Origin of the sequence: Salinicoccus sp. RF5, from assembly GCF_020786625.1 — a bacterium.
Classification (GTDB): domain Bacteria; phylum Bacillota; class Bacilli; order Staphylococcales; family Salinicoccaceae; genus Salinicoccus.
On record NZ_JAJGRC010000001.1, the window covers coordinates 707,789 to 729,641 of the forward strand.

General features: G+C 53.8%; 19 protein-coding genes. All 19 read right to left on the reverse strand.

Going from position 1 to position 21,853, the window contains the following annotated elements; genetic code table 11:
* Positions 1-4 precede the first annotated feature (4 nt).
* The 19 genes from carB to murD all read right to left on the reverse strand — a co-directional run bounded on the left by carB (position 5) and on the right by murD (position 21,852).
* Positions 5-3,181: a carbamoyl-phosphate synthase large subunit gene (gene carB, locus LLU09_RS03770; RefSeq protein WP_228310525.1), complete on the reverse strand. Its 3,177-nt coding sequence runs from the start codon at positions 3,179-3,181 to the stop codon at positions 5-7.
* On the reverse strand, positions 3,174-4,259 hold the full coding sequence (carA, locus tag LLU09_RS03775) for a glutamine-hydrolyzing carbamoyl-phosphate synthase small subunit (RefSeq protein WP_175288618.1): 1,086 nt from the start codon (positions 4,257-4,259) through the stop codon (positions 3,174-3,176). Before carA ends, carB begins: the two co-directional genes overlap by 8 nt.
* On the reverse strand, positions 4,259-5,533 hold the full coding sequence (locus tag LLU09_RS03780; protein WP_228310526.1) for a dihydroorotase: 1,275 nt from the start codon (positions 5,531-5,533) through the stop codon (positions 4,259-4,261). Before LLU09_RS03780 ends, carA begins: the two co-directional genes overlap by 1 nt.
* The gene (locus LLU09_RS03785) at positions 5,533-6,414 is read right to left on the reverse strand and encodes an aspartate carbamoyltransferase catalytic subunit (protein ID WP_228311118.1); all 882 of its coding nucleotides are present in this window, start codon (positions 6,412-6,414) and stop codon (positions 5,533-5,535) included. Before LLU09_RS03785 ends, LLU09_RS03780 begins: the two co-directional genes overlap by 1 nt.
* Positions 6,407-7,729, reverse strand: coding sequence for a uracil-xanthine permease family protein (locus LLU09_RS03790; RefSeq protein WP_228310527.1), 1,323 nt, complete (start codon positions 7,727-7,729; stop codon positions 6,407-6,409). Before LLU09_RS03790 ends, LLU09_RS03785 begins: the two co-directional genes overlap by 8 nt.
* Positions 7,730-7,745: 16 nt before the next feature.
* Entirely contained in the window at positions 7,746-8,273 is a 528-nt protein-coding gene (gene pyrR / locus LLU09_RS03795) for a bifunctional pyr operon transcriptional regulator/uracil phosphoribosyltransferase PyrR (RefSeq protein ID WP_228310528.1), read from the reverse strand.
* Positions 8,274-8,479: 206 nt separating this feature from the next.
* Entirely contained in the window at positions 8,480-9,388 is a 909-nt protein-coding gene (locus tag LLU09_RS03800) for an RluA family pseudouridine synthase (RefSeq protein ID WP_228310529.1), read from the reverse strand.
* Positions 9,381-9,860: a signal peptidase II gene (lspA, locus tag LLU09_RS03805; protein WP_228310530.1), complete on the reverse strand. Its 480-nt coding sequence runs from the start codon at positions 9,858-9,860 to the stop codon at positions 9,381-9,383. Before lspA ends, LLU09_RS03800 begins: the two co-directional genes overlap by 8 nt.
* 9 nt (positions 9,861-9,869) lie before the next feature.
* Entirely contained in the window at positions 9,870-12,608 is a 2,739-nt protein-coding gene (ileS, locus tag LLU09_RS03810) for an isoleucine--tRNA ligase (protein WP_228310531.1), read from the reverse strand.
* Between the two features lie 267 nt (positions 12,609-12,875).
* Positions 12,876-13,394 (reverse strand): DivIVA domain-containing protein, encoded by a 519-nt coding sequence (locus LLU09_RS03815; RefSeq protein WP_094905856.1) that lies wholly within the window; start codon positions 13,392-13,394, stop codon positions 12,876-12,878.
* Between the two features lie 21 nt (positions 13,395-13,415).
* Positions 13,416-14,195: a YlmH family RNA-binding protein gene (locus LLU09_RS03820; RefSeq protein WP_228310532.1), complete on the reverse strand. Its 780-nt coding sequence runs from the start codon at positions 14,193-14,195 to the stop codon at positions 13,416-13,418.
* 77 nt (positions 14,196-14,272) lie between these two features.
* A complete protein-coding gene (locus tag LLU09_RS03825; protein ID WP_084217710.1) occupies positions 14,273-14,578 on the reverse strand; it encodes a YggT family protein in 306 nt (101 codons plus the stop codon).
* An 11-nt stretch (positions 14,579-14,589) separates the two neighbouring features.
* Positions 14,590-15,183, reverse strand: coding sequence for a cell division protein SepF (locus LLU09_RS03830; RefSeq protein WP_228310533.1), 594 nt, complete (start codon positions 15,181-15,183; stop codon positions 14,590-14,592).
* A 5-nt stretch (positions 15,184-15,188) separates the two neighbouring features.
* Complete coding sequence (locus tag LLU09_RS03835) at positions 15,189-15,830, reverse strand: YggS family pyridoxal phosphate-dependent enzyme (protein WP_255620622.1); 642 nt, start codon at positions 15,828-15,830, stop codon at positions 15,189-15,191.
* Positions 15,817-16,605, reverse strand: coding sequence for a purine nucleoside phosphorylase YfiH/LACC1 family protein (locus tag LLU09_RS03840; RefSeq protein WP_228310534.1), 789 nt, complete (start codon positions 16,603-16,605; stop codon positions 15,817-15,819). The genes LLU09_RS03835 and LLU09_RS03840 overlap by 14 nt, the downstream gene beginning before the upstream one ends.
* A gap of 58 nt (positions 16,606-16,663) precedes the next feature.
* Positions 16,664-17,788, reverse strand: a complete 1,125-nt coding sequence (ftsZ, locus tag LLU09_RS03845) for a cell division protein FtsZ (protein ID WP_228310535.1) — start codon at positions 17,786-17,788, stop codon at positions 16,664-16,666.
* A gap of 26 nt (positions 17,789-17,814) precedes the next feature.
* Positions 17,815-19,272, reverse strand: coding sequence for a cell division protein FtsA (gene ftsA / locus LLU09_RS03850; RefSeq protein WP_228310536.1), 1,458 nt, complete (start codon positions 19,270-19,272; stop codon positions 17,815-17,817).
* A 115-nt stretch (positions 19,273-19,387) separates the two neighbouring features.
* The gene (locus tag LLU09_RS03855) at positions 19,388-20,500 is read right to left on the reverse strand and encodes a cell division protein FtsQ/DivIB (protein WP_228310537.1); all 1,113 of its coding nucleotides are present in this window, start codon (positions 20,498-20,500) and stop codon (positions 19,388-19,390) included.
* Between the two features lie 17 nt (positions 20,501-20,517).
* Entirely contained in the window at positions 20,518-21,852 is a 1,335-nt protein-coding gene (murD, locus tag LLU09_RS03860) for a UDP-N-acetylmuramoyl-L-alanine--D-glutamate ligase (protein ID WP_228310538.1), read from the reverse strand.
* Position 21,853 lies beyond the last annotated feature (1 nt).

Genomic DNA, 21,853 nt, shown 5'->3' on the forward strand with positions numbered 1-21,853 from the left:
TCACCTACATCTTTTCCATATTGAACGTCATGCTTTCTATCACTTCGACAAGCGTGCGTGCAGTGTCGAGCGAAGTCAGGCACGGGATGCCGTTCTCGACCGATTCCCTTCTGATCCTGAATCCGTCCCTTTCAACCTGCTTTCCTTTCGTCATCGTGTTGATCACAATCTGCACGCTGCCGTTCTGAATCCATTTGAGGAGGCTTTCCTGCCCTTCTCTGACCTTGTTTACGGTGATATAGGGAATCTGGCGTTCTTCCAGCACTTTCCCCGTACCTTCCGTCGCCATGATGCGGTAGCCGCACTGGGACAGGCGATTGGCAAGCTCGACCGCTTCCTCCTTATCCTTGTCCGCAACGGTCATGAGCACCGTTCCATGGTCCTTGACTTCGAGGCCGCTGGCCACAAGCCCCTTATAGAGAGCCTTGTTGAGGCTCAGGTCCTTGCCCATGACCTCACCTGTGGATTTCATTTCAGGTCCGAGCGTGATGTCCACGTTCTTGAGCTTGCTGAAGCTGAATACCGGCGCCTTCACATGATAGCCCTGCTTGAATGGGGCAAGACCGAGCGGATAACCGGTCTCTTTGAGGTCTGTACCGAGGATCGCCTTCATCGCTAGGTTCGCCATCGGGATTTCAGTGATCTTGCTCATGAACGGCACGGTGCGGCTCGCACGCGGATTCACTTCGAGGACATATACCTCCCCATCCGACAGTACGAACTGGATGTTGATCAGACCCACCGTCTTCAGACCAAGCGCAAGTTTCTCTGTGTATTCCTTGAGCGTGTTGATTTCATTGTTGGTCAATGTCACCGGCGGGTACACGGCGATGGAGTCGCCGGAGTGCACGCCCGCACGTTCGATATGCTCCATGATGCCCGGGATGATGACATTTTCCCCGTCGCTGATGGCGTCGACCTCTATCTCTTTACCGGTCAGATAGCGGTCGATCAGCACCGGATGTTCCGGTGATGCCTTGACCGCATCCCTCATGTAGTTCTTGAGTTCGTCTTCGTTGTAGACGATTTCCATCGCACGGCCGCCGAGCACGTAGCTTGGACGGACGAGGACCGGATAGCCGATATGCTGGGCATTGTCCAGCGCCTCCTGTTCATTCGTCGCCGTCTTACCGAGCGGTTGTGGGACATCGATTTTGCGCAGCAGCGCTTCAAAGCGCTTCCTGTCCTCTGCACGGTCCAGGTCATCAAGCGATGTACCGAGTATCTTCACACCGTCACGCTCCAGCCTATCCGCCAGGTTGATTGCCGTCTGTCCGCCGAACTGGACGACGACGCCTTTCGGCTGCTCCAGGTCGATGATGTTCATGACATCTTCATGCGTCAGCGGTTCAAAATAGAGCTTGTCGGAAATCGAGAAGTCGGTGGAGACGGTTTCCGGATTGTTGTTGATGATGATCGCTTCATATCCGGCTTCCTGTATGGCCCATACGGCATGGACGGTGGCATAGTCGAACTCGACGCCCTGGCCGATACGGATCGGGCCGCTGCCGAGGACGATGATCTTCTCCCTGTCGCTGACGATCGATTCATTCTCCAATTCGTACGTCCCATAGAAGTATGGGGTCTCAGATTCGAATTCCGCCGCGCACGTGTCCACCATCTTATACACCGGCATGAGGCCGTTGGATTTACGGAGCTGGAACACTTCCTCCTCCTCCATGCCCCAGCGGTGGCCGATGACCCTGTCGCTGAAGCCGTAGGTCTTCGCCCACTTCAGGTGGTCCATGGAGCCCTGGTTCTCCTTCAGTTCATGTTCGATTTCGATGATATGCTCGAACTTCCTCAGGAAGAACATGTCGATCTTCGTCCATTCATGGATGGTCTCCTTGGAGACGCCGCGCCTCAGCGCCTCACCGATGTAGAAGAGCCTTTCATCACTCTGCTTCTGGATCATCTCATTGATGTAGTCGAGCTCGAAGTCGTCCCCGTTCGGCAAACCGAGGTGATGGACGCCGTACTCGAGCGAACGGATCGCCTTCAGAAGGGACTCTTCATACGTACGGCCGATCGCCATGACTTCGCCTGTAGCCTTCATCTGTGTCCCGAGCTTGCGTTCCCCCTTTTCGAACTTGTCGAATGGGAAGCGTGGAATCTTGGAGACGACATAGTCGAGCGCCGGTTCGAATGCCGCATAGCTCGTGCCGGTGATCGGATTGATCATTTCATCGAGCGTCATGCCGATGGCGATTTTGGCTGCAAGCTTTGCGATCGGATAGCCCGTCGCCTTCGAAGCGAGCGCTGAAGAGCGGGAGACCCTTGGATTGACTTCGATGATGTAGTAGTCGAAGGAATCCGGGTCGAGCGCAAGCTGTACGTTGCATCCGCCTTCGATGCCGAGCTCGCGGATGACGCCGAGGGAAACATCACGGAGCATCTGGTGTTCCTTGTCGGCCAGCGTCTGTGTCGGCGCGACGACGATGGAGTCCCCTGTATGGATGCCTACGGGATCGATGTTCTCCATGTTGCAGACGACGATCGCATTGTCGTTGGAATCGCGCATCACTTCGTATTCGATCTCCTTGAATCCGGCGATCGACTTTTCGACGAGGCACTGGCTTACAGGAGAATATTTGAGGCCATTCGCCACGATTTCCGCGAGATCCGCGTCATTGTAGCAGATGCCCCCGCCTGTACCGCCCATAGTGAAGGCGGGTCGCACGATGAATGGGTAGCCGACACGGTCCTTGAATGTCTGTGCCTCCTCCATCGTCGTGATGATGTCGGAGTCCGGGACCGGCACATCCATCTGGTTCATCAGCTGCCTGAAGAGGTCGCGGTCTTCAGCCTGCTTGATGGAGTCGAGCTTCGTACCGAGCAGTTCCACACCGTTCTCTTCCAGGATGCCGAGACGGTCGAGCTCCACTGCCATGTTGAGGCCGACCTGGCCGCCGAGTGTCGGCAGCAGTGCATCCGGATGTTCCTTGCGGATGATCCTTGCGATGAAGTCCGGCGTCAATGGTTCGATGTAGACGACATCCGCAATCTCCTTATCCGTCATGATCGTCGCCGGGTTTGAGTTTACAAGGATGACGCGGTAGCCTTCCTCCTTCAATGCAAGGCAGGCCTGCGTGCCTGCATAGTCGAATTCTGCCGCCTGTCCGATGATGATCGGTCCGCTTCCTATGACCAGTATGGTTTTGATGTCTTCACGTTTAGGCATGGTTGGCCTCCTTTATGTTCATCAGTTCTATGAATTCATTGAAAAGGTATCCGGGATCGTGGGGGCCTGCCCCCGCTTCCGGGTGGTACTGCACTGAAAATGCCGGATATTCTGTATGGCGCATCCCTTCCACAGTATCATCGTTCAACGCGCGGTGTGTGACTTCAAGGCCGGTGCCCAAAAGCGTATCCGGGTCGATCGAGAAACCGTGGTTCTGTGAGGTGATCTCTATCTTTCCAGTAGAAAGGTTCTTTACGGGATGGTTGCTGCCGCGGTGGCCGAATTTCATCTTGTATGTCTTTGCACCGCATGCGAGGCCAAGCAGCTGATGGCCCATGCAGATGCCGAACAATGGGATGCCGAGCAGCGCCTTCACCGTTTTGATCTGGTCTGGGATGTTCGCCGGGTCTCCCGGGCCGTTCGACAGCATCACACCATCCGGGCGCATCTGTCTGATTTCGTCTGCCGTCGTATCATGGGGCACCACCGTCACATCACATCCGTATGAATTCAGCTGGCGGACGATGTTCTCCTTCTTGCCGTAGTCGATCAGGACGACACGTGGTCCCGGACCGGTTGAAATGTATGGTGTCTTCGTGGAGGCACGCTTTACCTGATCCGTGCGGAACGTCGAGTTCTGCAGCAGTTCGATGAGGTCCTCGTGGTATGTTTCATCGGTGATCACCGCCTTCATCACCCCGCCGCTCCTCAGCTTTCTCGTGATGCTGCGGGTATCGATGCCGCTGATTCCCGGTATGTCATGGCGTTTCAGGAATGCATCAAGCGTTTCCGTCGTACGGAAGTTCGAAGGATCTGTACATGCTTCCCTGACGACGACCCCGCGGGCCTGTGGATTGAATGATTCGCTGTCCTCTATGTTCATGCCCGTATTACCTGTAAGCGGATAGGTGAACGTGATGATCTGATCCGTATAGGACAGGTCTGTGATGACTTCCTGGACCCCCGTCATCGAAGTGTTGAAGACGAGTTCCCCTTCCGATGCCCTGTTCGCTCCAAATGGATAGCCCTCATACACGGTGCCATCCTCCAGTACCAGATACCTTTTTTCCTTCAGCATTATGCTTCCTCCTTATAGGCGATTTTCCCGTCCACGATCGTCATGTGGATATCGGATTCCAGTGCGGTTCCATGGAATGGCGTATTGCGCGCCTTCGAATGGAACTTTTCCTTGTCGAGTACATAATTCCTGTCCAGATTGATGATGGTGATGTCAGCCGGCCGGCCTTCGGCCAGCACACCCATGTCCAGACCAAATGTTTCGGACGGTCTGACGGTCAGCCAGTCGACGAGCTGCTGCAGTGTGAATGTGCCTGTTCTGACGAGTTTCGTGTAAAGCAGCTGGAAGGCATTTTCGCTGCCGGTGATGCCGAATGGTGCCGTCTCGATGCCGACCGCCTTATCCGCTTCTGCGTGCGGGGCGTGGTCCGTCGCAATCATGTCAATCGTCCCGTCAAGCAGCCCCTCGATCAGTGCTTCGCGGTCCTCCGTGCTCCTGAGCGGCGGATTCATCTTGAAATTCGGGTCCTTCTCCACGATATCATTTTCATCCAGTACAAGGTGGTGCGGCGTCACTTCCGCAGTGACCCGGATGCCTGCACGCTTTGCATCCCGGATGACCCGGACGCTCTCTTTTGTACTTACATGGCACACATGATAGTGGCAGCCTGCCGCTTCCGCGAGCAGCACATCCCGTGCGATATGTACCGATTCCGTCACCGAAGGGATGCCCGGGATGCCGAGCTTTTCACTCGTCTTCCCTTCGTGGATCGCACCCCCGTGGATAAGCGTGTTCTCCTCGGTGTGGGCGACGATCGGCATGCCCACTCGGGCACCTTCCTTCATCGCCTGGAGCATCATGTCGGCACTCTGTACCCCGACGCCGTCATCGGTGAATGCGAATGCACCAGCTGACTTGAGTGCTTCGAAATCGACCAGTTCACGCCCCAGCTGGCGCGTAGTGATGGCCGCATATGGAATCACTTTGACATGGGCCGTCTCCCGGATCCTTCTTTGGATATCCGCCATCGTTTCAGCATCATCCGGCACCGGCCGTGTGTTCGGCATCGGGCAGATGGCCGTGAAGCCGCCGCGTGCTGCTGCGCGCGTGCCCGTTTCGATCGTCTCCTTGTGCTCGCCCCCCGGCTCCCTCAGGTGGACATGCACGTCCACAAATCCCGGAGTGATGAGCATGCCGGTACAGTCCACCGTTTCATCGGCTTCCGTGGTAATGTTGTCTGCCATCTCTTCAATCCTGCCGCCATCGACAAGGATGTCCTTCCTGACCTGCCTGTTGTCTTCAAGTACCGTTCCATTTTTCAAAAGCATCTTCATTATTGTTCACTCCCAAGGATTTCTTGTAGTACACTCATGCGCATGAATACGCCGTTGTTCATCTGTTCGAAGATGACCGAGCGCGGTGCTTCGATCAACCGGCCGTCTATCTCGACATCACGGTTGACCGGGGCCGGGTGCATGATGATGGCTGTGTCCTTCATGCGCTGATACCGTTTCAATGTCATGCCGTATCCGTTGTGGTACGCCGTCTTCGTAAAGTCCTTCTCGTCCCCATGCCGTTCGTGCTGCACCCGGAGGAGCATGATGACGTCGGCATCGCCGACTACATCGTCAAGAGCGACGTATGGGACTTCGATGCTCTCATCCTGCCAGGCCTCCGGTGCACTGAACCGGACTTCGGCACCAAGCTTCGCCAGTGCCTGCTGGTTGCTCCTCGCCACCCGGCTATGGGAGATGTCCCCGGCGATTACCACCTTCAGTCCTTCGAACCGGCCGAAGCGGTCATAGATGGTCATCAGGTCGAGCAGGGACTGCGTAGGATGCGAACCGCTCCCGTCGCCGCCGTTGATGATCGGGATGCCGAGCCCCTCCATCTCATCATAGTAGGCGGTTACGCCATGGCGGATGATGAGTGCATCGCAGCCGATGGCCTCCATGGTGCGGCACGTATCATAGAGCGACTCGCCCTTTGTCACGGAACTGTGGTCGACATCGAACGGCAGCGAGGTGATGCCGAGGTGCTTCTCGGCCATTTCGAAGCTCGCCTTCGTCCGTGTCGATGGTTCAAAGAAGAGGTTGGCCACATACTTCCTTTCGGGAAGCGGTCCGTAGTTTCCCGCCTTCATCTCGAGTGCACGGCGTATGAGCCGCATGATATCGTCCTTGGACAGGTCATTCATTGACAGCAGACTATTCATCACGGACAGGAGCCTCCTTCGGTAGAATTGCATTCAAGAGAATACCGGCGACTGCAGCAAGTGCCATCCCTTCGAGGTTGAATGGGATGTCGCCGATGGTGAAGTCGAGATGTGCCTTGCCGATGCCGATGACCAGTATTACGGAAGCGATGACCAGGTTCCTCTTAGAATCCAGATTCACCTGCTCATCGATGAGCATCCGGAGCCCGCTTGCAGCGATGATCCCGAAAAGGAGGATCGATACGCCGCCCATGACGGGTGTTGGAATGCTCTGCACGACGGCAGTGAACTTGCCGATGAAGCCGAGGATGATTGCGAGTACCCCGGCGCCGCCGATGACCCACACGCTGAAGATGCGGGTAATGGCCAGCACACCGATGTTTTCACCATATGTCGTTGTCGGCGGCCCGCCGATGATGCTTGAGAACATCGTGGATACACCGTCGCCGATCAGCGAGCGGTGGAGTCCGGGCTTCCTGAAGAAGTTCCGTCCGACGATCTTGTTGATGGCCATCTGATGGCCGATGTGCTCACTTACCGTGACGAATACGATCGGCAGCATGACGATCATCAGCCCGAAATTCCATGTCGGGTCATAGGAGACAAAGGGCAGATGGACGTCCGGTGTGACGAACCACCCGGTCTCGATGATGCCCGTGAAGTCTACGATGCCGACAAGTATGGCGGTGATGTAGCCGCCGACGATGCCGATCAGGACCGGTATGAGCGACAGGACGCCCCGGAGGAAGATGGACGCACAGATGGTAATCGTGAGCGTCATTGCAGCGACGAATATGTAAAGCATGCTGTAGCCTTCCTGGTTGCCGGAGTCCGTATACATCGCCATATCCACTGCGACCGGCGCAAGTCCGAGTCCGATGACCATGATGACCGGTCCGACGACCACCGGCGGCAGCAGATTCATCAGCCAGTCGGTACCGAACAGCCGGATGATGAACCCGATGATGACATAGAGTACACCGCTGAAGAACAGCGCGGTGAGCACTTCACCAAGGCTGTTCGCCCCAAGGGCGATGGTGATGGGAAGGATGAATGCAAAGCTCGAACCGAGGTATGCAGGAATCTGCCCCTTGGTGATGAGTATATAGAGCAGCGTCCCAACCCCGCTTGCGATGAGGGCGGCTGATATCGGCAGCCCCGTCAGGAACGGAACGAGCACCGTTGCACCGAACATTGCGAACAGGTGCTGCGAACTGAGCAGCAGCCATTGGGCCGGCTTCGGCTTCTCATGGACATCCAGTACCGGCGCCACATTTTTTGTGAAAATCTCTTCTGTCGATTCTTTATCCTGCATGTTCGAATTCCCCCTGCTATTTGGTTAGTGTCACTTCGTTCCTGTCATCGTGCTCTTCGAGATGGACATTGATCTTTTCATTCCGTGCTGTGGGGATGTTCTTGCCGACGAAATCCGCCCGTATCGGCAGTTCCCGATGTCCCCTGTCGACCAGTACAGCGAGCGTGATCTTCGACGGACGGACCTGGTTCAGTATCGCATCCATCGCCGCCCGGACCGTCCGGCCCGTATACAGTACATCGTCCACGACGATGACATGGCGGTCATCGAGCGGCACATCGACCGCGATGGCCTCCTCCGCCTCCCTGCTGTCCATCGGGCGGTCATCCCTGAAGGCGGTGATGTCGATGGTGCCGGTGGGGACCTTCACCCCGTCGATCTCCTCCATCTTCTTTTGCAGCCTGCGTGCGAGATATTCCCCCCGCGTCCTGACACCAAGGAATACGATGCCCTCAGCACCTTTGTTGCGTTCAAGAATTTCATGTGACATCCGCGTCAATGAGCGGCTGATCTGCGCTTCATCAAGAATGACTCTTGGTTCCATTTAATCGGCTCCTCTTTAAAATAGTATAAAAAAATACTCATGTCCTTAGACATGAGTATACACGTATCCTAATAATTATGCATCCCGCCCACTACGGGTGCACTCGTTTATACCATGTCTTTGAAGCCTCACGGGACTTCCCTTAAAGACATTTCATATTCACTTTTCCTTAATATCTTAGACTTAAAGATTTCTAAAGTCAAGTATTATTCTGAAAGCGGCGTCAATGTTTCCAGTACATCCTCGAACTGATCCGGCAGCGGCGCAGTAAATTCCAGATATTCTCCGGTCTTCGGATGAATGAATCCGAGCGCGCCTGCATGGAGCATCTGCCCCTCTGTCTCAAGCGTCTTCCTCGGTCCGTATTTCGGATCGCCGGCAAGCGGATAACCGATATATTTCATATGCACACGGATCTGGTGGGTGCGTCCTGTATCCAGTATGCACTCCACCAGTGTGAAATCCTTGTACCTCTCCAGCACATTGAAGTGTGTGACGGCTTCCTTGCCGTCATCGACGACGGCCATCTCCTGACGCTCTTTCGGATTTCTGCCGATCGGTGCCTCGATCGTCCCCTTATCATGCGGGATCGTGCCGTGCACCAGTGCTGTATATTTCCGTGTCACGCTCTTTTCCACCAGCTGCTCCACGAGATGCCGGTGCGTCACATCATCCTTCGCCACCATCAGGAGGCCGCTCGTATCCTTGTCGATACGATGGACGATGCCCGGGCGGAGTTCCCCGTTTATGCCGGAAAGGTTGTCCAGCTGATGCATCAGTCCATTCACCAGGGTGCCTGACGGATGACCCGCAGCCGGGTGGACCACCATGCCCTTCGGCTTGTTGACCACCGCCACTTCATCATCCTCATGGACGATATCAAGATTGAGATCCTCGGGCACAATGTCCGCCTCGACAAGCTCCCGCACTTCAACAGTCACCACATCATCCTTCTTGACCTTGTAGTTGGGCTTGACCGTTCCACCGTTCACTTTCACCAGTCCATCCCTGATGCGTCCCTGCATATCGCTGCGGGATGTGTCTTCGAGCTGTTCTGCAAGCAACCTGTCGATCCTCTGGCCACTGTCCATATCACTTACTGTAATTTCATGCATCCTTGTCACCTTTTCCTGTAAAGAAGAATTCCAAAAGCATTAGTATGACACCAATCGTCAAGGCGCTGTCCGCGACATTAAAAATCGGAAAATCATAAAATACGATCAGTACATCGATGAAATCGACGACTTCCTGAAATAAAATACGATCTATAAAATTGCCGAGCGAGCCCGCCATCAGCATGACGATTGCCAGCTGAAGGAGGAAATTGCCCTTCGCTTCCTTGATATACACATAGACCAGTATGGCCAGCACGACCACCGTCACCACATAGAAGAAGATCATCTGTCCCTGGAACATCCCCCAGGCAGCGCCGCTGTTGCGGTGGGAAGTCAGTTCCAGATACTTGCCGAGTACTGGAATCGACTCCCCCTCCTCCATGAAGCGGACGACCAGATATTTGGTGAACTGGTCGAGACCCAATATGAACAGCCCAATAAGCGTCATCGGGATGAGTCTGTATGATTTCATGGGAGCCCCCTACATCTGGTCGACAACTTCACGACATCTTGGACAGATGTCATCATCGCCGCCGTGGATGGATTCGGCTGTGGAATAGTTCCAGCAGCGCTCGCAGCGTGTGCCTTCGGCATGTTCGACCTTCACGCTGATGTGATCATACCGCTTTCCGTCCGGCAGTGAATCGACGACTTCCACCTGGGAGACGATGAAGAGCTGCGTCAGTGCACCATTGATCTCGTCATAGCTCATGCCTTCGGGTTCGGTCACATGGACTTTGGCTTCGAGCGACTTCCCGATAACCTTCTCATTCCGTGCTTCCTCAAGTGCCTTCAGCACATCATCCCTGACATCCATGAAGTGCTTCCATTTTTCGACGAGTGCCGTATCCACTTCCGCTTCTTCCGGAAGGTATTCCAGATGGACGCTCTCCTTCTCCACATATGGCGTATGCTGATGAATCTCTTCTGCCGTATGCACGAGTACAGGTGCCAGCAGACGGTTCAATTCGGTAAGGATCCTGTAGAGCACAGTCTGCATGCTGCGTCTGATGTGTGCATCTTCATTCTCGATGTAGAGGATGTCCTTGCCGTAGTCCAGATAGAAGTTCGAAAGATCCACATTGATGAAGTTCTGGAGCGACTGGTACATGGACACATAGTCGTAGCGGTCATAGCAGTCGCGCATCAGGTTGACCATCTCGTTGAAGCGCTGCATCATGAACTGGTCGACTTCCTTCATGTCCTCATATGCCACAGCATCTTCATTCGGATTGAAATCCGCAACGTTGCCGAGCAGGAACCGGAATGTGTTCCGGACCTTGCGGTAGACTTCGGAGACCTGCTTCAGTATATCGTCAGAAATCCTGACATCCTCTTCAAAGTCGGAGGACATGACCCACAGGCGGATGATGTCGGCACCCATCTGCTTCATCACCTTCTCAGGCAGGATGACGTTGCCGAGGGATTTCGACATCTTCTTCCCTTCCCCATCCATGACGAAGCCATGGCTGAGCAGTTCCTTGTATGGCGCAATGCCTTTGGTCGCCACGCTTGTGATGATGGAGGAGTTGAACCATCCGCGGTACTGGTCGGAACCTTCGAAATAGAGGTCCGCCGGGTATGTCAGGTAGTCGCGCGTCGCCAGCACACCGCGGTGTGTGGAGCCGGAGTCGAACCAGACGTCCATGATGTCCATCTCTTTCGTGAACTCACCGTTCGGGGAGCCTTCGTGCGTATAGCCTTCAGGCAGAAGGTCTTTGGCATCCCATTCGAACCAGATGTTCGAGCCGTGCGTTTCGAAAAGCTGCGCCACGTGTTCGATGACATCCGTATTGACGATCTCCTGGCCGTTTTCTGCATAGAAGAATGGCAGCGGCACCCCCCATACACGCTGGCGGGAGATGACCCAGTCGCCGCGGTTCTTGATCATGTTGTACATCCGCTTCTGGTTCCATGGCACCTGGAACTTCGTATCCATGACCGCCTGCAGGATATCTTCCCTGACATTTTTGATCGATGCGAACCACTGTGGTGTCGCACGGAAGATGACCGGTGTCTTTGAACGCCAGTCGTGCGGGTAGGAGTGCGTATAGAAGTTCAGCTTCAGCAGCGTGCCGCTCGCTTCGAGATCTTCCGTGATGACCTTGTTCGCCTCATCATAGAAGAGTCCGGAGTATTTGCCCGCTTCATCGGTGAAGACACCTTTGTCATCCACGGGGCTCAGTACCTCGAGGTCGTACTTCTGGCCGAGGACGAAGTCATCGTCCCCGTGTCCCGGCGCCGTGTGGACACAGCCTGTACCGGCATCCGTCGTTACGTGGTCACCGAGGACGACGAGGCTTGTGCGGTCGAACAGCGGGTGGCTTGTAGTGACATACTCGAGTGACTCTCCCTTGAATTCCTTCGTCCGGGTCACTTTGTCCTTGTCGAAATCCACTTCTTCAAGGAAATGGTCGAGCAGATCTTCCGCCACGATGTATTCCTTCCCTTCGTAGCCGAACTGCACATAGTTCAGTTCAGGATGGACCGCAACCGCCTGGTTGGCCGGAATCGTCCACGGGGTCGTCGTCCAGATGACGAGTTGGACACCTTTGTCCACTGCACCTTTACCATCTTCGACTTCGAAGCCGACATAGATGGACGGGGAACGCTTATCCTTGTATTCAAGTTCCGCCTCCGCCAGTGAGGATTCATTAACCGGAGACCAGTAGATCGGTTTCTTGCCCTTGTAGATCAGGCCCTTTTCGACCATGTCCTTCAGCACACGCACCTGCGCCGCTTCGAACTCGGGCTTGTATGTGAGGTATGGATTGTCCCATTCCCCATCAATGCCCATGCGCTTGAACCCTTCACGCTGCTGGTCGATCTGGGTGTTGGCGAACTCGATGCATTTGTTCCTGAACTCTTCGGTCGTCATGCTCTTGCGGTCGACACCCTTGTTCGTCAGTGCCTGTTCGATCGGCAGTCCATGCGTATCCCAGCCCGGGACATATGGCGCATAGTATCCACGCATCTGCTTGTTGCGGATGATGATGTCCTTGATGATCTTGTTGAGCGCATGCCCCATGTGGAGCGAACCATTGGCATATGGCGGGCCATCGTGCAGTACATATGGTGTATTGCCTTCATTCAGTTTCAATTTCTTTTCGTAAAGCTTGTCTTCCTGCCACTTCTTCTGCATTTCAGGCTCTTTGTTGATGAGCCCTCCACGCATTTTGAATTTTGTCTTCGGCATGAGCAGTGTATCTTTATAATCCATTTTTCCTAGCTCCTTCTCCTATTTTTGGTTGTTGGAATAAAAAACTCCGGAGCGTCGTCAACAGGGGCGAAAAAATCCGCGGTACCACCCTAATTGACTCCGGTCCAGAGTCCACTCGATTCAGATATGAAGATAAATCATTAGTGATATCAAGACCGCCACTGTGTGCCGGAGCTTCCACCCTCCTCCGGTCGCTTGATCTATAATGACGTCTGCATGTCTAACAATACTATTATTATGCTAAATATCCGCTGATCCGTCAACATCTCATTCGTCCTGTTTCTTCTCCACCGCTTCCAGATCATCCACGCGATGCTCGAGATTCTTATCGAAGTCGAGCAGATAGTCCCAGTCATCCGACTTCAGCAGATCCAGCTGCGCTTCGACAAGCATCTTGAAGCGTGCACGGAATATTTTCGACTGGCGTTTCATATCTTCCGTCTGATTGGCGATATGACGGGCACGCGCGAGACCTTCATCCACAACGCGTTCACGCTCCGCTTCAGCCGCACGGATGATCTCCTCGGCCCGTGCCTGGGCGGTGCGTTTCGCTTCGTCCCCTGCACGCTGGGCGGTCAGGATCGCCTCGTTGATGCTCGTTTCGACGTTTCTGAAGCTGTTCAGATTTTCTTCCTTCTCATCAAGCATGCCTTCAAGCTGTCTGATCTTCTCGTCCCGCCTGTCGATTTCTTCCTGCATGTTCCTGAGATGCGCGCGGACTTCCTGTTCATCGAGACCCCGGTATACTGTCGGAAACTTGCGGTTCACCGCTTCTTCTCTATCCATAATTTTCACCTCAGTTGTGTATTACCCATCCCTGTAGACTCTAACCTCAAGCCGGTACTTGCCCTTCTTCGTCTCCGCAATCAGCTGCGTGACTTTGAAGCGTCCGAAATGACGGATGGATACCGTATCACCAGTTTCCATTATAAATGAAGGATTCTCAACAATCGAATGATTGACTTTGACCTTGCCCTTCTCGACACGCGCCTTCGACTTGGCACGCCCTTCTTTGATGACCTCGGAGATGATGGCATCCAGTCTGAAGGAGGCGACGAGTATGGACATCGGCTTCCCGTCATCCACTGGTTCGATGAATGATTCGTGCGGCACCTCCGTCAGTACGACAGGCGCATTCCGTATCCGGGTCAAGGTCTGATGGAACAACGGAGCATACGGGGCAGCGACGGCAAACTGGATCTTTCCGCCTACTACAATGTCGCCGATCAGGGAGCGGTCCACACCGACATTCATCACGGCACCCAATATGTTGCGGTGGGTCAGTTTGACGAATTTTTCCGGATACTCCAGTTCGAAGACGATAATTTCAAAATCCGCCTCGGACACCTCCAGCAGATCCGGAACGATCATCGCCCGCTGCCGCTCCCGTCTCCCCGGTCCACCGTAGAATTCAACCCTGAGACCGGAGTGGAGTCCTGCGAGGCTTGTGACGATCATCTGCTCCCTTGGATCGAGGAAGTCGAGCAGGATGGGGTAATAGTCGCGTGCTGCAATTTCAAATTTTCCATTGAGCATGGTTATCTTTTCATGCTCCTCTTTTCTGAAGTGCTGATAGATCTCTTTCACAGCGAGGCCTCCTGTAGATTGCAATCAGGGCGCCCATCCGGACAATAGTCCACATGAGCGCCCCTTTTCGTGAATATTTAATACAATGAAGTGATGATGGTGTTGAAGATTGCATTCAGTCCGCTCAGGAACAGCTGCATGACGATGATCGCAATGATCGGGGAGAGGTCTAGCACGCCGCCGAGCGGAGGTATGATCTTCCTGAAAGGTTCGAGTATCGGTTCATAGATCTTCCCGAGTATCTGTCCGAAGGCCGACTCCCTGAGCCCCGGCAGCCAGGAGCTCAGGATGTAGATGATGAGCCCCCAGAAGAAGATGGGAAATATGGTATTGATGAAGCTTTGGATGAAACTTAGTACTTCTATAATTAATTGATTGTCCAAAATCATTCTCCTTACGTTTCTTCAGTTTGATTTTTATCTTCGCTGATTTCTCCTTCTACACCTACGCTGTTCGGTGTACACAGGAAGATATCGGCACCCACCTTCTGGATGTCTCCATCCAGTGCATAGACCGTACCACTCAGAAAGTCGACGATGCGCTTTTTCGGTCCGTGGTCCACCTTCGACAGATTGACAAGTGCCGCGCGTTCATTCTTAAGTTCATCAGCAATATCCTGGGTTTCGGAAAAGACCCTCGGTTCAAACAGACATACTTTCGTATTGCTTGCTTCAGCACTCATCAACGTCGTCTCCTTTTCCTTCTGAATGGCTTTTTTGTCCTTCTCCTGCCGCTGGCTGCTGGACTGCCTGCGCTCCGTCTTACGGAAGGATGGGGAAATGGATTCCTTTTTCTGCGGTTTGGACTGCGGTTTGGACTGAGCTGACCCAACAGACTGTCCCATGCTTTCCGGACGCCCTTTTTTGGACTGCTCGAGCCGCGTCACCTTGGCATTGCCGCCTGCCTTAGACTCCTTCTGTTCCTTAGGGGGCGCATCCTCTTCATACTCCACGATGAAGATATCCTTGAAAAACTTTTTGATGGCCATGGTCTTCACCTGCTTCCCATTAATTTGCTGCCAATACGGACATATGAAGCACCGTGCCGGATCGCAATGCCATAATCATTGCTCATCCCCATGCTCAGCTCCTCCACCTGGATATTCCCGTGGTTGCCTGTCCTGAGAGAATCCCGCAGTGCTGCGAGACGTTCGAATACCGCACTGATTTCGGATTCGTCCTCTGTATGCGGCGCCATGGTCATCAGACCGATGACCGTTACATTACTGTAGGATTCCATCGCCTCCAGAAAGCCGGGGACTTCCTCCGGTGACAGCCCATGCTTGGACGCTTCTCCTGATACGTTGACCTGTACAAAGCATTTTACAGCATTTTCACTGTATTGTTCAATTTTTTTGGCGACACTTTCCCGGTCCAGGGAATGCAGATAGTTCAGATGGCCTGCGATATCCTTCACCTTGCGCGACTGCAGCGTACCGATGAAATGGACTTCCGCATCTTCTGGAAGGGCCTCCCGCTTTTCAAGGAACCCCTCCACACGGTTCTCGCCAAAATGCCTGACTCCTGCATCATAGGCTTCGAGTGTCTCGTCTATGGAGTGGTATTTCGTCACCGCAATCAATGTCACGGCATCACCGATCTCCTTTTTCAGCTGTTCATAGTTATCCTTTATCATTATCTTTCTTCCTCCCGATAAATGCAAGTGCACGACCGGTCTTCCCCTTCTCCAGCCGATAGGAGAAGAAACGGTCCAGATCCTCTGTACCAAGCGCTGATACATGGATATGGCGCGCGTCCACGCCCGCATTCAATGCCTGATGCCGGTTTACGGCCTTCAGATCAAGGTCGAATCCTTCATCATGTGCATCGACTGCCCCTTCCGGCAGCCCTGCGTCTTCAAGTGCCCGGATGATGCGCGCGTCCACTGTATAGCATGGGCCGTTTATCGCGACCCCGATGACCACTGTGAGATCTTTCGGGTCCCCTTCATAGCGCTCGATCATCCTTTTGATGATTCCGTGTGATGTGCCGCGCCAACCCGCATGGACAAGTGCGGTGAAGCCATTGCTCCTGCTCCATATATAGATGGGGACGCAGTCTGCGTAATTCATGGCAAGCATGATTCCCGGGTCGTATGTATACAGGCCGTCCACATCATAAAGCTGATCGGACAACTCTCTGACATTCGTACCTGCATCCGCCAGGGTTACTTCCTCTATATTGCCGCCATGCTTCTGGATCGGCATCACCCAGCGTTCCGGCGGAAAGCCGGCTGCCGCACCGAGACGGTCCTGATGATGATGTACATTTGCTGCATCATCACCGATGTAGAGGGCCATATTGAAGCTCCCGGATGGATAGCTGCTCCTTCCGCCGGTCCTCTTTGTATAGCCGAACAGGACATCTCCATCCCGGTTTCCTACATGATGCGTATGGTCTAAGAATTTCATCCGTTACACCTCAAAAAATAAGTCAGAAAGGCGTGCCTTTCTGACTTATACCTTATTTCTATCGTCTGCGTCTTGAGCGGTTCCTCAAGAACGTAGGCACTTCGTAATCGTCATCCTGTGCACTGCTTTCCCTCGGTTCCGGTTCACGTTCAGGCGCGCTTTCCCTTGGGGAAGTCGGATAGGTGAATGATTCCTTCTTCTCTTCACGTTCGGGCGTGCGGTTCACCGATTTCTCATTGAAGCCGGTCGCGATGACCGTAACGACGATTTCATCTTCCAGTTCCGGATTGATGACCGTACCGAAGATCATGTTGACGTCTTCATCTGCCGCATCCTGTACTACGTCCGCAGCCTCCTGTGCTTCGAACAGTGACAGTGACTCGCTGCCTGTAATGTTCATCAGGACACCTTGCGCACCCACGATGGAAGTTTCAAGGAGCGGGCTCGAAATTGCCTTCTTGGCCGCTTCAATGGCACGGTTCTCACCACTGGAGACCCCGATGCCCATGAGTGCGGATCCCTGGTTGGTCATGATCGTCTTGACGTCTGCGAAGTCGAGGTTCACTTCACCGCTGACGGCGATGAGGTCGGATATGCCTTGGACACCCTGTCTCAGTACGTTATCCGCTTCCTTGAACGCTTCCATCATCGGTGTGGATTTGTCCACGATATCCAGAAGACGGTCGTTCGGGATGACGATGAGTGTGTCGACCGCAGCCTTCATTGCATCGACGCCTGCAGAAGCCTGCGTCTGGCGCTTTCTGCCTTCGAAGGAGAATGGACGTGTAACGACGCCGACCGTCAGTGCACCCATCTCTTTAGCGATCTTGGCTACAACCGGTGCTGCGCCGGTGCCTGTTCCGCCGCCCATTCCTGCAGTGACGAAGACCATGTCTGCGCCTTGGATCGCATCTTCAATCTGTTCCCTGGATTCTTCAGCAGCCTTTTTCCCGATATCCGGGTTGGCACCTGCGCCGAGACCGCGTGTCAGTTTTTCACCGACCTGGATCTTGGATTCTGCCTTCGACAGGTTCAAAGCCTGTCCATCTGTATTGATTGCGATGAACTCGACATTCTGCATGCCGTCATCAATCATCCGGTTGACTGCGTTGTTGCCGCCGCCACCGACGCCGACAACTTTTAATGTTGCCATATGGTTAAACCCTTGCTCGAATTCTAACATTTTTCATTTCCTCCCAGTCATTCATCTTACTCAAACAAATTTTTAAAGAGCTTCTTCATATATCCACGGTAGTCTTTCTGTTCGCCTTGGCCTGTCTCTTCGGAGCGTCGGGTGACCTTTTCATCCGAGCGTTCCTCATCATATGCGTAGTCGGAATACTCCTCTTCAGCCGGCTGCCCCCCGCGGGATGCTTCAGACGGGAACTTGTAAGTCTCGCCCTGTTCCAGCTGATGGGTATTCTGCTCTTTGCGTTTATTGAAAAGACCTGTGAAGAAGCTTCCTGAAGCCTCTCCATCACTTGAATCTACAGTATTTTTCGACTCCGTACCATAATTATCAATTGTAACATACTCAAGGAGTTCATCAAACATTATTCCACTGGATACTGTGGAAATGACGCTTGAGAATTCCGGCTTGCGTGCACCCATCTGCTTTGGAATATGGACTCTGATCTTCTCGGATACGAGATCCTGGAGGAGCTCCTTGACACCGAGCAGGTTTGCGGTGCCGCCCGTTACGACAAAGCCGCCATTCACCTTTGTGATGCGCTGCTCCTGAAGTGCTTCGAACACGGTCATTAACATTTCTTCCAGTCTCATCTCGATGATGTCCGCAAGATCTTTTGGAGTCACTTCGATGTCCGGTTCACCGTCCCGCTGTGGAAGCCTGACGATATCCTCTGAGGATGCGAGGTCGTAGAAGGCGTGGCCATACTGCTGCTTCGCCTTTTCGGCTGCTTCGAAAGTCGTGTTGAATGCTTCGGAGAGGTCATTCGTAATATGGTTGCCTCCGACGGGGATGCTGTCTGCATACTTTACTGTGCCGCGCTCATAATAGCCGAACTGGGTCAGGTCTGCACCGATGTCGATGACCACACCGCCGAGTTCGACTTCAGATTCGCTCAGCACATGCTGATAGTTGACTGCGTCGGAATAGACGTCAAGGACTGTCAGTCCTGCATCTTCGACACATTTGACCGCGTTCATCAGGAGTGTCCTGTTCATCAGTATGATGCCTGCCCGGACGAACAGCGACTGCGTCGCCATCATTTCCTTCGGATCCATCACTTCATGCAGGTCATCGACCTTGAAATGGATGGGATAGACCGTGATGACTTCCCTGTCACTGTGGACTTCGCGCTCACGGAGGGTCTCGAGGAGGTCTTCGATGTGCGTACCATTGATTTCTGTGGAGTTGCCGCCAAAACGCAGTTCCTCTTCTCCGATCTTGAATTCAGTTTCAGTAATGGGCATTTTTAAAAAGATTTCATCGATGTCCACACCGGATGAGATCTTTGCTTTTTTGACCGTATCTATAATTGCATTTCTCGCCAGATCAAAATCTTTTATTTTCCCTTTGGATATTGCATCCGTGAAGGTCTGGCCAGTGCCTATGATGTTGACGCCATCATGGAATTTCTCACCAACGACCGCCTTCACACTCGCGGAACCGATATCCAGGGCAACATAATAATGTTCCTTCAACTCATTTGCCTCCTAGCAAGCCTGTTTCAGCTGTATCTATCATATAGTTTACATTATACTTTTTATATTGTGAACTATTTGCACTGAATAGTCCAGTATAAAAACAGACGAGGAATCATTCTTCCCCGTCTTCTGCTTCCCCGATATTTGAAAGGCTCTCCTTCACATCTCCGAGGGCCTGATTCACCTCTTCGATGTATGGTGCCTGGACAGGCGCCTCGTAGATGCCCGCCTTCACTTCCATAGCTTCGTCGCTGCCATATGGCAGGAAGCTGCTGCCGATCTCCAGATCGATGAGGCCGGATTGCGGATCGCCGATCTCCTCACGCATGCTCAGATAATAATTCATCTTCTCGTTTATCGTACGGTAATCGGCGACGATCTCCTGACCGTCGTTCATGAACATGTGGATGCGTGTCGAGGAATTTTCCGATGGACGGTAGTAGATTTCCGAGATGCCTTCCCGGATGTCCGGCTCTATATCATTCAGGCTCTCCACCATCCGGTCGAATTCACGGCCTTCAAAATAGTGCAGGATTGGCGCCGAACCCGGAGTAGAGGGATAGCCGCGCAGCACCTGGGCATTTTCAAGGACCGGATAGTAGTCGCTGTTGTTGGCGACATATCCGACGGCCTGGTATTCCGTCACGGAAACATTGATGGTGTTCCACCACTCCCGCTCTATCTCCACTTCTTCGACAGCGGGCAGCATCGCGATGTTTTCGGTCGCCCGGGACAGGTTCGCGCTGAACATCCTGTCACCTGTGCCGAACTGCAGGCGCTCCTCCACTTCCTCATCACTGATGAGCTGGTTGCCGCTGATTTCTATATTCTTCACTTCACTGGCACTGCTCGCCACGTACCAGATGAGCAGTCCGACCAGGAATATAAGGAGCATCAGCAGCATGAGGTAGAAGTGCGTCCGGGTAAACTTCGGACGGGGGCGCTTCCGCTTCTGTTTTTTTGGTGCATCCCTCTGCTTCTCCTTCGGCGCATAGGTCTCTATCTCTTCTTCATCCACATCATGATGAGGGCCCGGGGGGCGGGTGCCTTCATTCTTCTCCTGATGGAATGTGGCACTGTGCGCTGTCGTGTCTTCTCCTGGATCCATTTCGGCGTCTCCCGAAGAGGAGCCGGCAGCCAGCCGCTCATCCAACCGTCCACGGGATGGTTCCGTCGAACGCTTCAGTTTCTGCTTCATTTCTTCTAAATCGGATTTTCCATTCATCGGCCCACCCCCTTCCTTCATTTACCGAGCGTGCTGAATCCTTCTTTGAAGTGGTCTCCCCGTGCTTCATAGTCCTTGTACTGGTCCCAGCTTGCACAGGCAGGCGAGAACAGTACCACATCCCCCGCCTCTGCATGCTGTGCTGCCTTGATGACTGCATCATGGGGGTGCTCGGCCAGTTCGACCGCCTTCCCGGTCCGCTCGGCGAGCTCCTGGAACTTCTCCTTCATCTCACCAAAAGTGATGATCATGGCCACGCTGTCCATCGAAGGGATGAGCCCGTCGAGGGACTGGCCGCGGTCGAGCCCCCCTGCAATCCAGATGACCGGCGCCTGGAAGCTCTCCAGCGCAAACGTCGTGGCCAGGTTGTTCGTCGCCTTGGAGTCGTTGTAATAGGTGGCACCTCTGTGCTCCCCAAGATATTCCATGCGGTGGGGGATGCTGCCGAAGTGCAACAGCGTCTCGCGGATACCGGCGTCGCTGGCCCCGTGGTTCTTCGCCGCAAGGATGGCCGCCAGAATATTTTCATGGTTGTGGGCCCCCTGCAGCTTCACCTGATCGAGGGGGATCAGCGGTGTGCCCTTATGGACGATGACACCGTCCTTGATGCACGCTTCATGGTCGCCTTCAGCTGCAAAGTATTCCACATGCAGGCCAGGATGCCCCCCGAGCATTTCCTTCTGCCTGCCATTGAAGATGACGGTCTGAGATGCATCCATATTGGAGACGAGGTTCATCTTCGCCTGGACATAGGCTTCCTTCGATCCATGATAGTCGATATGCGCTTCATAGATGTTCGTGAACACTGCGGTATCCGGGCAAAAACCCCTGATGCCCATCAATTGGAATGAGGAAAGCTCCATGACAAGGATATCCTCCGCCGTCGCCTCCCGCACTGCTTCCGAAGCAGGATAGCCGATATTGCCGCAGAGTATCGGCGACAGACCTGAGCGTTCGAGCATCTCGCCGATCAGGTGCGTCACCGTGGTCTTCCCGTTCGTCCCTGTGATGCCGATGATCGGAGCGGGCGACATATGATAGGCGAGCTCGACATCTGTGATGACCGGTATCCCCCGTGCCGCCGCATCTTCAAGGAAAGGGATCGTGTATGGGATGCCCGGATTCTTTACGATCAGTTCCGCATCATTAAGCAGGCTGGCCGGGTGGTGGCCATCCACTATCTCGACGCCCCAGCCCTTGAGCGTCTGTCTGATCTTTTCGTCCGCGATGACTTCATTTGTCGTCAGTGTGATGTTTGCACCGAGTGATGCCAGGGCCGATACTGCGCTCCGTCCGCTCCTGCCGTAGCCGAGGACGATCACATTCTTATTTTCAAAACCGCCTGTATCCATT

Coding starts and splice junctions, on each gene's coding strand:
- carB (WP_228310525.1), bottom strand. CDS start 3,181: ATGCCTAAACGTGAAGACATCAAAACCATACTGGTCATAGGAAGCGGA.
- carA (WP_175288618.1), bottom strand. CDS start 4,259: ATGCTGAAGGAAAAAAGGTATCTGGTACTGGAGGATGGCACCGTGTAT.
- LLU09_RS03780 (WP_228310526.1), bottom strand. CDS start 5,533: ATGAAGATGCTTTTGAAAAATGGAACGGTACTTGAAGACAACAGGCAG.
- LLU09_RS03785 (WP_228311118.1), bottom strand. CDS start 6,414: ATGAATAGTCTGCTGTCAATGAATGACCTGTCCAAGGACGATATCATG.
- LLU09_RS03790 (WP_228310527.1), bottom strand. CDS start 7,729: ATGCAGGATAAAGAATCGACAGAAGAGATTTTCACAAAAAATGTGGCG.
- pyrR (WP_228310528.1), bottom strand. CDS start 8,273: ATGGAACCAAGAGTCATTCTTGATGAAGCGCAGATCAGCCGCTCATTG.
- LLU09_RS03800 (WP_228310529.1), bottom strand. CDS start 9,388: ATGCATGAAATTACAGTAAGTGATATGGACAGTGGCCAGAGGATCGAC.
- lspA (WP_228310530.1), bottom strand. CDS start 9,860: ATGAAATCATACAGACTCATCCCGATGACGCTTATTGGGCTGTTCATA.
- ileS (WP_228310531.1), bottom strand. CDS start 12,608: ATGGATTATAAAGATACACTGCTCATGCCGAAGACAAAATTCAAAATG.
- LLU09_RS03815 (WP_094905856.1), bottom strand. CDS start 13,394: ATGGATAGAGAAGAAGCGGTGAACCGCAAGTTTCCGACAGTATACCGG.
- LLU09_RS03830 (WP_228310533.1), bottom strand. CDS start 15,183: ATGGCCATCAAAAAGTTTTTCAAGGATATCTTCATCGTGGAGTATGAA.
- LLU09_RS03835 (WP_255620622.1), bottom strand. CDS start 15,830: ATGATAAAGGATAACTATGAACAGCTGAAAAAGGAGATCGGTGATGCC.
- LLU09_RS03840 (WP_228310534.1), bottom strand. CDS start 16,605: ATGAAATTCTTAGACCATACGCATCATGTAGGAAACCGGGATGGAGAT.
- ftsZ (WP_228310535.1), bottom strand. CDS start 17,788: ATGTTAGAATTCGAGCAAGGGTTTAACCATATGGCAACATTAAAAGTT.
- LLU09_RS03855 (WP_228310537.1), bottom strand. CDS start 20,500: ATGAATGGAAAATCCGATTTAGAAGAAATGAAGCAGAAACTGAAGCGT.
- murD (WP_228310538.1), bottom strand. CDS start 21,852: ATGGATACAGGCGGTTTTGAAAATAAGAATGTGATCGTCCTCGGCTAC.